The organism is Amycolatopsis sp. CFH S0740, from assembly GCF_004522315.1.
In the GTDB taxonomy this organism is placed as follows: Bacteria; Actinomycetota; Actinomycetes; order Mycobacteriales; family Pseudonocardiaceae; genus Amycolatopsis; species Amycolatopsis nivea.
The window spans coordinates 339,628-349,873 of the sequence record NZ_SDLS01000007.1 but is presented as its reverse complement, the minus strand read 5'-3'; the positions used below and the strand labels follow the sequence as shown (position 1 = coordinate 349,873).

General features: G+C 70.5%; 12 protein-coding genes. 5 read left to right on the top strand and 7 right to left on the bottom strand.

Annotation, left to right across the window (positions count from 1 at the left end):
* Positions 1-136: 136 nt before the first annotated feature.
* From EIZ45_RS15635 to EIZ45_RS46830, 4 genes are all read left to right on the top strand, one after another.
* Positions 137-1,279: a Xaa-Pro peptidase family protein gene (locus tag EIZ45_RS15635; protein WP_134662959.1), complete on the top strand. Its 1,143-nt coding sequence runs from the start codon at positions 137-139 to the stop codon at positions 1,277-1,279.
* A gap of 73 nt (positions 1,280-1,352) precedes the next feature.
* On the top strand, positions 1,353-1,805 hold the full coding sequence (locus EIZ45_RS15630) for an Lrp/AsnC family transcriptional regulator (RefSeq protein ID WP_009078207.1): 453 nt from the start codon (positions 1,353-1,355) through the stop codon (positions 1,803-1,805).
* 37 nt (positions 1,806-1,842) lie between these two features.
* On the top strand, positions 1,843-2,079 hold the full coding sequence (locus EIZ45_RS15625; protein ID WP_134662958.1) for a hypothetical protein: 237 nt from the start codon (positions 1,843-1,845) through the stop codon (positions 2,077-2,079).
* Entirely contained in the window at positions 2,066-2,365 is a 300-nt protein-coding gene (locus EIZ45_RS46830; RefSeq protein WP_037806447.1) for a hypothetical protein, read from the top strand. The genes EIZ45_RS15625 and EIZ45_RS46830 overlap by 14 nt, the downstream gene beginning before the upstream one ends.
* A gap of 505 nt (positions 2,366-2,870) precedes the next feature.
* Here EIZ45_RS46830 and EIZ45_RS15615 read toward each other — a convergent pair.
* Positions 2,871-3,947 carry a GDSL-type esterase/lipase family protein gene (locus tag EIZ45_RS15615; protein ID WP_051728554.1) on the bottom strand — a complete coding sequence of 359 codons (1,077 nt, stop codon included), beginning with the start codon at positions 3,945-3,947 and terminating at the stop codon, positions 2,871-2,873.
* A 102-nt stretch (positions 3,948-4,049) separates the two neighbouring features.
* Positions 4,050-5,501 carry an amidase gene (locus tag EIZ45_RS15610; RefSeq protein WP_205669904.1) on the bottom strand — a complete coding sequence of 484 codons (1,452 nt, stop codon included), beginning with the start codon at positions 5,499-5,501 and terminating at the stop codon, positions 4,050-4,052.
* A 91-nt stretch (positions 5,502-5,592) separates the two neighbouring features.
* Here EIZ45_RS15610 and EIZ45_RS15605 point away from each other — a divergent pair, with 91 nt between their 5' ends.
* Complete coding sequence (locus EIZ45_RS15605; RefSeq protein WP_134662957.1) at positions 5,593-6,195, top strand: TetR/AcrR family transcriptional regulator; 603 nt, start codon at positions 5,593-5,595, stop codon at positions 6,193-6,195.
* Here EIZ45_RS15605 and EIZ45_RS15600 read toward each other — a convergent pair.
* The 5 genes from EIZ45_RS15600 to EIZ45_RS15580 are packed head-to-tail and all read right to left on the bottom strand — an operon-like array spanning position 6,173 to position 10,164.
* Positions 6,173-7,381, bottom strand: a complete 1,209-nt coding sequence (locus EIZ45_RS15600) for an RNA polymerase sigma factor (RefSeq protein WP_134662956.1) — start codon at positions 7,379-7,381, stop codon at positions 6,173-6,175. The two genes, EIZ45_RS15605 and EIZ45_RS15600, sit on opposite strands and share 23 nt — an antisense overlap.
* Positions 7,378-7,716 (bottom strand): YciI family protein, encoded by a 339-nt coding sequence (locus EIZ45_RS15595; protein WP_134662955.1) that lies wholly within the window; start codon positions 7,714-7,716, stop codon positions 7,378-7,380. The genes EIZ45_RS15600 and EIZ45_RS15595 overlap by 4 nt, the downstream gene beginning before the upstream one ends.
* A 14-nt stretch (positions 7,717-7,730) precedes the next feature.
* The gene (locus EIZ45_RS15590; RefSeq protein ID WP_134662954.1) at positions 7,731-8,441 is read right to left on the bottom strand and encodes an SDR family oxidoreductase; all 711 of its coding nucleotides are present in this window, start codon (positions 8,439-8,441) and stop codon (positions 7,731-7,733) included.
* Positions 8,438-9,292: an oxidoreductase gene (locus EIZ45_RS15585; protein WP_134662953.1), complete on the bottom strand. Its 855-nt coding sequence runs from the start codon at positions 9,290-9,292 to the stop codon at positions 8,438-8,440. The genes EIZ45_RS15590 and EIZ45_RS15585 overlap by 4 nt, the downstream gene beginning before the upstream one ends.
* A 41-nt stretch (positions 9,293-9,333) precedes the next feature.
* Positions 9,334-10,164, bottom strand: coding sequence for a helix-turn-helix transcriptional regulator (locus tag EIZ45_RS15580; protein ID WP_134662952.1), 831 nt, complete (start codon positions 10,162-10,164; stop codon positions 9,334-9,336).
* Between the last annotated feature and the right edge of the window lie 82 nt (positions 10,165-10,246).

Genomic DNA, 10,246 nt, shown 5'->3' with positions numbered 1-10,246 from the left:
CCGCTTGACAAACAAAACCCAGGGATGTCTTCACGGACGGCCGCCCGCATGCGGCTTCGGCGAGGTGGCCGGGGCGGCACGCCGGTTCGGGAGGACGGGCGGGCCGCGCCGCGACGCCGGTACTAGGCTCGGCGTCATGTCGAGCCGATCCCTCCACACGCCCGCTCCCGACGCCGCCGCGCTCCGCGCCCGTCTCGACCGCGCCGCGAAAGCGGCCGCCGCCGCGAACACCGACGCGCTGCTCGTCGCGCCCGGTTCGGACCTGCGGTACCTGCTCGGCCAGGCGGGCGGTTCGTTCGAGCGGCTGACCACTCTCGTCGTGCCCACCGACGGCACCCCCGCGCTCGTCGTGCCGAAGCTCGAGGCCCCCGGCTACGCCGGTGTGCCCACCGACGACCTCGGCGTCGACGTTCTCACCTGGGTCGACGGCGACGACCCCTACCGGCTCGTTGCCGACCGGCTCGGCAAGCCCGGCCGGATCGCGGTCAGCGACTTCACCCCGGCGCTGCACGTGCTCGCGCTGCGCGCCGCGTTCGGCGACGCCGAGCAGACCCTCGCCGGCCCGATCGTGCGCGAACTGCGGATGCGCAAGGACGCCGCCGAGATCGACGCCCTCCGCAAGGCGGGCGCGGCGATCGACCGCGTGCACGCGCGGATGGGCGAATGGCTGCGCGCCGGCCGCACCGAAGCCGAGGTCGGCGCGGACATCACCGCCGCCATCGTCGAAGAGGGCCACACGCACGCCGACTTCGTCATCGTCGGCTCCGGCCCCAACGGCGCCAGCCCGCACCACGACGTGTCCGAACGCGTCATCGAACGCGGCGACGTCGTCGTGATCGACATCGGCGGACCCGTGCCCGAGGGCTACAACTCCGACTCCACCCGCACCTACTCGATCGGCGAACCCCGCGACGCCGACGTCGCCGAGACCTACGCCGTGCTGCAGCGCGCGCAGCAGGCCGCCGTCGACGCGGTCCGCCCCGGAGCCACCGCCGAGAGCATCGACCAGGCCGCGCGCGACGTCATCGACGCCGCCGGATTCGGCGAGTACTTCATCCACCGCACCGGCCACGGCATCGGCCTCGACGTGCACGAAGAGCCCTACATCATCAAGGGCAACGCCCTGCCGCTCGAGGCGGGCATGGCCTTCAGCGTCGAGCCCGGCATCTACCAGCCGGGCCGCTGGGGCGCCCGGATCGAGGACATCGTGCTCGTCACCGACTCGGGCGTCGAGCCGGTGAACACCCGGCCGCACGAACTGGTCGTGCTGGACGCATGAGCGCAGCCTTCCGGCGAACCATCGCCGCCGCCTCCCGACCGGCCCGTGCGCGACTCCTCGCGGAGGTGGCGGCATGAGCGGACCGCTGGAACCGCTCGACCAGGCGATCGTGCAGGAGCTCGCCGCCGACGGACGGCGCAGCTTCACCGACCTCGCCGAACGGGTCGGGCTGTCGGTCTCGGCGGTGCACCAGCGGGTGCGCCGCCTCGAACAGCGCGGCGTCATCCTCGGCTACACCGCCCGGCTCGACGGCGAGCAGATCGGCCTCCCGCTCACCGCGCTGATCTCGCTCACCCCGAACGACCCGGCCGCGCCCGACGACTACCCGCAGCGGATCCAGCACATCACCGAGATCGAGTCCTGCTACTCGGTGGCCGGCGACGAGTCCTACATCCTGCTGGTCCGCGTCGCCTCGCCGCTCGGCCTCGAAGACCTGCTCCGGCGGATCCGCGAGGCCGCGAAGGTGTCCACCCGGACGACGGTCGTGCTGTCCACCCCGTTCGAGGGCCGGTCGCCGACATTGTGAGAGCTTCCGGAGCGGTGGGAGTGGTACGGTAAAAGGTATGGCAACACGTAAGGTGACACTCTCGCTCGACACCGGTGCGCTCGAGTACGCCGAGCGGGCCGCGAAAGCACACGGGATCTCGGTCTCGTCCTGGCTGTCCAAGGCGGCCCGGCGCGAGGCGGTCCGGACTGGGTATACCCCGCAGCGGGCTCCGGTCACCCCTGCCGCTTCGTCGGCGGAAGCGGATGAGGCGGAGCGGGCGGCTGCGGAGAAGGAGATGCGTGCGCAGGGGTGAGGTTTGGACTTACCACCCGCCTACTGATCCTGCTCGGCAGCGGACTGTCGTTCTGCTGTCTTCGGACGGGGTGAATGAGTCGGAGCGGCCTTGGTTGCTCGGGACTGAGTTGCTGGACCGGGATCCGCAGGACATTCTCGGGGTTGCGGTGGATGCTCGGTATTGGGTGTCTACGTTGAATCTCACGCGGTTGTATCGGCCTTGGCTGGCGGAGCGGATCGCGGAGGTTGACGGGGAGGTTCAGGAGCAGATCGATGTGGCTTTGAGGGCTGCGTTGGATTTGTGAGTCTCTTTTGTTTCGGCTCGTCGCCTGGCGGCGACATTGCGCCCGCATGGTTGCGTGGGGCACCCCGAAGCTTGATTGTGATGACGGACGGCGGGTGCTTGTCAAGGCGGGAAAGATGCCTTGACAAGCACCCGCCGTCCGCATTTGGGCTTCGTATCGGGGTGCGGGGGAGGGCTGGGTGCCTCGCTCGTTGGGTGCACTGGCTGCGGTTTTCGGGCGCGCGGGGTGGGTGCGTGGCTGTGTTGGGTTCGGCGGGCGGCGGTTGGGGTTGGCGTTAGCGCCCCAATGTGGCATTGGGTGCATCTGACGCACCCAATGCCGCATTGGGGCGCAGTCCTGGCGGGGCGGAGCGGGCGGTCCGTGAAGGGCTCCTTGAGGGAATCTAGGTCCGTGAAGGGGTCCCTCACGTACGCCGCCGGAGGGTCGTGAGGGGAACCCTGAGGGAATCAGAGTCAATGAGGGTGGCCCTCACGTAACGCTGGACCAGGGGGCGGAGCGGGGAGGGTCAGCTCACGGGTTCTGGGATGGCGTGGAGTTTTCCGTCTGGGCCTGCCAGGCAGGAGGCGTTTCCTCGTTGCGTCGTGAGGAAGTCCGTGAGGCAGTCGGCGATGGCGGCGTGGCCGGCGGCGTTGGGGTGGAAGGATTCCTGCAGTGCGTGCGTCGCCCGGTCGACTTGGGTCAGGTCGTTCAGGTGCAAAGTCAGGCGGGTGAACCATTCCGTGGCCGGGTTCGGGCCGCCGGAGCAGGCTTCGTGGTTTTCGCCTGCTCGGGCTAGATCCAGGAAGCGGGCGCCGGATTGGGTGGCTGCTTGTTTGATTCCTGCGGAGAGGGTGCTGATTCCCGTGGTCGAAATCCACTGGAGGTCGTCGGTGCGGAAGGGGCAGCCGTTGAGGCTTTGCAGGTCTGCTGGGATGTCCGGGCCGACCGGGGTGGCGTAGGACTGGAGCACCAGCTGGTAGTCCGCGGGGACGTAACCGGCGTTGGCCAATACCTTTTTCACGTCGCCTACTGCGTTCGCGACCTTCGGGACCATGGCGTCCACTTTGGACTTCCAGCTTTGCTTCAGTGCGACGTTGCAGGACGGGCCGTCGGCGGAGAACCAGGCCTTGAAGCATTCGCTGACTTGGGCGGAGAACTTCGGGTCGTCGTTCGCGCCCACTGCGATGACCACCGCGGCTACCCGGTGGTCTTTCACCACGTCGGCAAGTTGGGCGGCTTGCGAGCGTTCGCCCCACTGTTTGGCGTCGCCCAGGGCGACTTGGGCGGCGGGGGCGCCGGAGCAGGCCAGGTTGACCCGGGCGGTGATGCCGGGGATGCGGACCTTCTGCACGAAGGCCGCCGACGAGCGGTGGCACCAGTCGCCGTTTCTGCCGTCGGTGTCGGGGCTGTAGGCGCCGGCGCCTTCGCCCGACACGGTGCTGTCGCCCATCGACACGATGGTCAGCGGGCCGCGGCCGGGCGGGCCCTGGCGCGGAAAAGGCTGTCCTGGCCTGCTCTCGGTGCCGAAAAAGACGAAGAAGCCCACGAGCACAGCTACGCAGGCGAGGACCAGCGCCCCCCACCACCACCGGAATCGTCGCATCGCTCGCCAAGTCTAGCGAGAACCCGGACGGCCTCGTCAGGGTCGGCAGGGGGTGCGACGCGGGTCACCGGGCGGCGAGCGTCCACTGTGGACTTCAAGGGGCTATTCGCCCGCCCAGAGCGGGGGCTTGCGGTGGGTCCACGGGGCGGCCTGTTCCAGCTGTCCGGCCAGGCGGAACAGCAGGTCTTCGCGGCCGAACGCGGCGGTGAACTGCATGCCGATCGGGAGTCCTTCGTCCTCGGACAGCGGGACGGACATCGACGGAACCCCTGAAACGTTCGCGGCCGCGGTGTAGGGGGAGCGGTCCAGGAGGCGGGCCAGCCAGCCGAGGCCGTCCAGTTTGTCCGCGTCTTCGCCGTATGCGCCCAGCGGGACCGGCGGCTCGGGCAAGGTGGGGGACAGGAGCAGGTCGTAGCGGGCGAAGTGGCGGGCGAAGGTTCGCGACACCTGGTTGCGGATCGCCAGGGCGCGGACGAACTCGTCGGCGGTGACCCGGCGGCCGTAGCGGTAGCTGGCGAGGGTGACCGGTTCCAGGGTGGTTTCGTCGACCGGGCGGCCGGTCGCGGCGGCGATGCCGTCGATCCACGGGGTCAGGTTCGCGGTCCACATCCGGGCGTTGCCGAGGACGAATTCCTCCCAGGAGACGCCTAGGGCCAGTTGCGTCTCTTCGACTTCGTGGCCCAGGGATTCCAGCAGGCGCATCGTCGCGGACAGGGCGGCGGAGACCGGTTCGGTCGGCTGGCGGCCGCCCCAGGGCTGGCGCAGGACTGCGATCCGGAGGCGGCCTGGATCCGTCGCGACCTCCGCGGCGTAGGGGCGCTCGGGGCGCGGGGCGAAGTACGGGTCGCCGGGTTCGGGGCCTTCGATCAGGTCCAGCAGGACGGCGCTGTCGCGGACGCTCCGGCTCAGGCTGCCTTGCACGGCCAGGCCGCTGAACACCTCGTCGGCGCCGGGGCCGTGCGAAATCCGGCCGCGGGTCGGCTTCAGGCCGAACAATCCGTTGCTGGAAGCGGGAACTCGGATGGAACCCGCGGCGTCGGTGGCGTGGGCGAGAGGGACGATTCCGGCGGCGACCGCCGCGCCGGAACCGCCGCTGGAGCCGCCTGCGCTTCGGTCAGGGGACCACGGGTTGCGGGTCGCGCCGTAGAACTCCGGTTCGGTGGTGGTGCTGTAGGCCATTTCCGGCGTGGTGGTGCGGCCGATGGTCACCAGACCGGCTTCGCGGAAGCGGCGCATCAGGAACGAGTCTTCGGGCGACACGGCACCGGCGGCCAGGCGGCTGCCCAGTTCGCTGCGTTTGCCTGCCATGGTGACGCCGAGGTCCTTGATCAGGAACGGCACGCCTGCCAAGGGTGCGGAGCCGGGGGCGTCCTCGGGCGGCCAGGTTTCCACTACGGCGTTGATCTGCGGGTTCACCGCTTCGACCGCCCGGGCGGCCGTGTCGGCGACCTCGGCCGCGGTCACCTCGCCGCGGGCGATCAGCTCTGCCAGGCCGACCGCGTCGCAGCTCGTGTATTCGGAGATTTTCACCAGCACGTCCTTCGTGAGACTCATCCGTATTGAGTGATACCGAGCGGTATCACCGGAGACGGTTGTGTACCGTAGCCGGGACGAACCGGATTGCCAACCCCCGTGGGAAGAACCGATGACGAGCACCTCCGCCCGGCGGCCGACGCGGGTCGCGACCTTGCCGCCTCGCGAGCGGATCCTCGACGCGGCCGAGGAGCTGTTCCTCAACGAGGGCGTCGTGCGGGTCGGGGTCCAAGCGATCGCGGACCGCGCCGGGACCACGAAGATGGCGATCTACCGGCACTTCGGCACCAAGGACGCGCTGATCGCGGAATGGCTGCGGATTGTCGTGCACGACTACTCGGCCGCGTTCGACGCGGCCGAACAGGCGCATCCGGACGATTACGCGGAGCAGATCCGCGCGGTGGGGCGGTTCATCGTCGACGGGCTGCCCGACTTTTCCCATCGCGGCTGCCCGTTCACGAACTCGGTCGCCGAGCTGCCCGATCCGGATCATCCCGCGCGGCGGCTGATCAGCGAGCACAAGACCCGCCAGTTCGCCCGGCTCCGGGCGATGTGCGCGGGGCTCGGGCTGCCCGACCCGGAGCTCGGCGCGGCGGAGCTGACGTTCGCGATGGAGGGCGCGCAGATCGCGGTGCAGAACGGCGGCGTCGAGAACGTCGGCGCGCACCTGACGAAGATCGTCGAGGGCGTGATCAGTCGCGGGAAGCCGGGCTGAGAGCGGCGCGTTTTCGGTGCAGCAGAAGGCGTTCCGCTTCGTTCGCGACCAGGCGGAGGGCGGCGTCGTAGGACTCGACGGCTTCGCCGGTCCGGCCCGAGCGGGCCAGCAGATCGGCTCGGACGGCGTGGAAAAGGTGCCGGTCGCCGAGGTCCAGACCGTCCACGATGGTCAGTGCGGCGGCCGGGCCGTCGACCTCGGCGACCGCGACGGCGCGGTTCAGCGCGACGACGGGGGTCGGCGTCAGGGCGAGCAGCTGGTCGTAGAGGGCGAGGATCTGCACCCAGTCGGTGCCGTCGCTGTGCACGGCGTTGATCGCGGCCTGGATCTGGTACGGGCCCGGGCGGTCGAGCCGCAGGCAGCGGCGGACGAGGTCCTGGCCTTCGGCGATCAGCGTCCAGTCCCAGCGAGCGCGGTCCTGCTCGGGCAGCAGCACGGGGATTCCGTCGGCGTCGACCCGGGCCGCGCGGCGTGATTCGGTGAGCAGCTGCAACGCGAGCAGGCCCAGCACCTCGGGTTCGCCGGGCAGCAGGGCGGCCAGGACCCGGGTCAGGCGGATCGCTTCGGACGCCAGGTCCGGGCGGGTGAGGTCGGTGCCGCTGCTGGCGGTGTGGCCTTCGGTGAAGATCAGGTAGAGCACGGCGAGGACGGCGTCGAGCCGGGCCGGGAGGTCGGCCGCGTCGGGTACCCGGTAGGGGATTCGGGCGGCGCGGATTTTGGCTTTCGCGCGCACAAGCCGTTGCGCCAGCGTCGATTCCGGGACCAGGAACGCGTGCGCGATCTCCTGGGTGGTGAGGCCGCCCAGCAGGCGGAGGGTGAGGGCGACCCGGGCGGCGGGGCCGAGAGCGGGGTGGCAGCAGGTGAAAATCAGCCGCAGCCGTTCGTCGGGCACCGCGCCTTCGTCGAACGGTTCGCTCGCGTGCAGGAGAGCGGCCTGCGCGTGGCGGTCGGCGCGGGTGGATTCGCGGCGGAGGCGGTCGATGCCGCGGTTGCGGGCGGTGGTGACGAGCCAGCCGGCGGGACTCGGCGGCAGGCCTTCCGCGCGCCATTTCACGGTGGCGATCGCGCAGGCCTCCTGGACGGAGTCCTCGGCGAGGTCGAGATCGCCGAGGACCCGGGCCAGCACGGCGACCGCGCGGCCGTGCTCGGCGCGGAAGACCCGCTCGAGCACGGCCGCCGGGATCACTGGAACTCCCGGACTTCCACCGGCAGCGTGGTGATCTCCGAGATCCGCCGCGCCCACTCGGTCGCGGCCTCCGGGCCGGGCGCGGTCACGATGGTGAAGCCGCCCAGGTGTTCCTTGCCTTCGGCGAACGGGCCGTCGGTGCACAGGACATCGCCGCCGGACGCCCGGACCACCTTCGCCGCGGCCGCCGGACGCAGCCCGCCCGAGAACACCCAGACGCCTTTCGCCTTCATCTCGTCGGTCACCGCTTCGAGGCGCGCCGCGATGTCCGCCAGCACTTCGGGATCGGGGGTTCCGTCGTCGGGCTGGCAGATCCCGAGCAGGTACTGCGGCACGGCTCCTCCTCGGCTCAGCGTTGCCGGGCCGGCCGCACGATCATCTCGCTGACGTCCACGTCGGCCGGCTGGTCGAGAGCGTAGGCGATGGCGTCGCCGATCGCTTTCGGGTCGATGGCGTCCTTGCGGTAGATCCGCATGAACTCCTGCGTTTCCGGGTCGCTGATCGTGTCCGCCAGCTCCGAGGTCACGACACCGGGGGAGACCGTGGTGACACGGATCGACGGGTCGCATTCCAGCCGCAGGCCCTCGGTGATCGCCCGCGCCGCGTATTTCGTGCCGCAGTACACCGCGGCGGTCGGCGTGACCTGGTACGCGCCGATCGACGCGATGGTGACGAAGTGGCCTCGGCGCTGGCGGGTGAAGTGCGGCAATGCCGCGGCGATGCTGTGCAGCAGGCCCCGGACGTTGACGTCGATCATCCGGTCCCACTCCTCGACCAGGCCGGCGTCCAGCCGGGACAACGGCATCACCCCGGCGTTCGCGACGAACGCGTCGATCTCGCCGTGGTCGCGCACCGCGCGGTCGACGAACTCGGCGACGTCGGCCCGGTCGGTCACGTCGAGGCGGTGGACCTCGATCCCGTCCGCGCTGGCCGCGAGCCGCGCGAGCCGGTCTTCGCGGCGCGCGCCGGCGATCACGCGCCAGCCGTCCGTGGCGAGCCTGCGGGCGGTGGCCTCGCCGATTCCGCTGCTGGCACCGGTGATCAGGACGGTCTTGCTCATACAGATTCCTTCGGGAAGTCGGCGGACAACGTGACGTCGCGCCAGTCGTCGAACGTCTTGCGGAGGGTGTCGAGGCGCGCGGTGGCGATGTCGTAGGCGGCTTGGCCGAGCAGCAGGCGCAGCGGCGGTTCGGCGGAGGCGACGGCGTCGATGACCGCCGTCGCGGCGCGGTCCGGGTCGCCGGGTTGCTTGCCGTAGGTGGCGAGCGTCGAGGTGCGGCGCGCGCCCGCGGTGCCGGCGTAGTCGTCGATGCGGATCGCGGATTCCCGCATGGACGGGCCCGACCAGTTGGTGCGGAACGCGGCCGGTTCGACGATCGTGACGCCGATGCCGAGCGGACCGACCTCGGCGGCGAGCGATTCGCTGAAGCCTTCGACGGCGAACTTGGTCGCGTGGTAGTAGCCGGTCGCGCCGAAGGCGGCCAGCCCGCCGAGCGACGAGACCGAGACGATGTGCCCGCTGCGCCGGGCCCGCATTCCGGGCAGGACAGCGCGGGTCAGCGCCATCAGGCCGAATACGTTCGCCTCGAACAACGCGCGGATCTCGGCGTCTTCGCCCTCTTCGACGGCGGCGAGGTAGCCGTAGCCGGCGTTGTTGACGAGGACGTCGATCCGGCCGAAGACGCGGTGTGCCTCGGCGACCGCTTCGGTGATCTGCTGCTGGTCGGTCACGTCGAGCGCGACCGCCAGCGCACGTCCCGGATGCGCGGCGACGAGGTCCGCGACGCGTTCGGGATCGCGGGCCGTGACGACCGCGCGCAGGCCGCGTTCGAGAACGGCGGTCGCGAGTGCGCGGCCGAGGCCGGTGGAACACCCGGTGATCAACCAGACGGGTGCATTGTTTTCAGACATGGCTCTGCCCCTGAAGGAATTCGATAATTGCGGAAAATGCGTCAGCGGTGCGGGCGGTCGCCGGCGGCGAGACTGCCGAGCAGCCCCAGCGCGGCCTCCGACGGACTGCCCGGATCCGCTTGGTACACCACGAGTTGCTGACCGGGCGCGCTGTTCACGGTCATCGATTCGTAGTGCAGGGTGAGCATTCCGACCAGCGGATGTCGGAACCGTTTCGATTCGTGCGTTTTCTGCCGGAGTTCGTGGCGCGCCCACAGCCGGCGGAAATCGGCGCTCTTGAGCGACAGTTCGCCGACCGCCTCGATCAAGAGCGGATCGTCCAGATCGGTGCCCGCCGCCGACCGCAGCCCGCCGACCGTGTTCACCGCGACCCGCTCCCAATCCGGATAGAAATCGCGGGCGTCGGGGTCGAGGAACGCCAGCCGCAGCAGGTCGCCGCTGTGCTCGTGCCCGGCGAACAGCGCTTCGCCGAGCAGATTCGACGCGAGCACGGTCATGCACCGCCCGAGCACGACTGCGGGCGTCTGCGGCCACGCGTCCATCAGCTGCACCAGCCGCGGACTGACGCGTTCCTTGGCGGGCCGTCGCTTAGGCCGCTTCGGCCGGGCCAGCGAATGCAGGTGGGCGAGCGCCTCGTCGTCGAGTTGCAGCGCCCGGCCGAGCGCGTCGACGACCTGCGCGGACGGGGTGCGCTCGCGGCCCTGCTCAAGCCGCACGTAGTAATCGGTGCTCACCCCGGCCAGCTGCGCGACCTCCTCCCGGCGCAGGCCGCTGACCCGGCGCCGGGTGTCGGCGAGCAGATCCGCGTCCGCCGGGACGGTGGTGCCGCGCCGGGCCCGCAGGAACTCGCCGAGGAGGTTGCTGTCGCTCATGCACCCAGGCTAGATCGCGCGCGGCGGCCGCGGGGCACGGAAAGGGGGTGTGGTTCTCCCACCCTGTGCGGTACCCCTCGGC

What these genes read in the sequence shown, in the direction of transcription:
- EIZ45_RS15585 (WP_134662953.1), bottom strand. Translation starts at nt 9,292, where the DNA reads ATGTCTGAAAACAATGCACCCGTCTGGTTGATCACCGGGTGTTCCACC.
- EIZ45_RS15580 (WP_134662952.1), bottom strand. Translation starts at nt 10,164, where the DNA reads ATGAGCGACAGCAACCTCCTCGGCGAGTTCCTGCGGGCCCGGCGCGGC.
- EIZ45_RS15590 (WP_134662954.1), bottom strand. Translation starts at nt 8,441, where the DNA reads ATGAGCAAGACCGTCCTGATCACCGGTGCCAGCAGCGGAATCGGCGAG.
- EIZ45_RS15625 (WP_134662958.1), top strand. Translation starts at nt 1,843, where the DNA reads ATGGCAACACGTAAGGTGACACTCTCGCTCGACACCGGTGCGCTCGAG.
- EIZ45_RS15605 (WP_134662957.1), top strand. Translation starts at nt 5,593, where the DNA reads ATGACGAGCACCTCCGCCCGGCGGCCGACGCGGGTCGCGACCTTGCCG.
- EIZ45_RS15635 (WP_134662959.1), top strand. Translation starts at nt 137, where the DNA reads ATGTCGAGCCGATCCCTCCACACGCCCGCTCCCGACGCCGCCGCGCTC.
- EIZ45_RS15615 (WP_051728554.1), bottom strand. Translation starts at nt 3,947, where the DNA reads ATGCGACGATTCCGGTGGTGGTGGGGGGCGCTGGTCCTCGCCTGCGTA.
- EIZ45_RS15630 (WP_009078207.1), top strand. Translation starts at nt 1,353, where the DNA reads ATGAGCGGACCGCTGGAACCGCTCGACCAGGCGATCGTGCAGGAGCTC.
- EIZ45_RS15610 (WP_205669904.1), bottom strand. Translation starts at nt 5,501, where the DNA reads ATGAGTCTCACGAAGGACGTGCTGGTGAAAATCTCCGAATACACGAGC.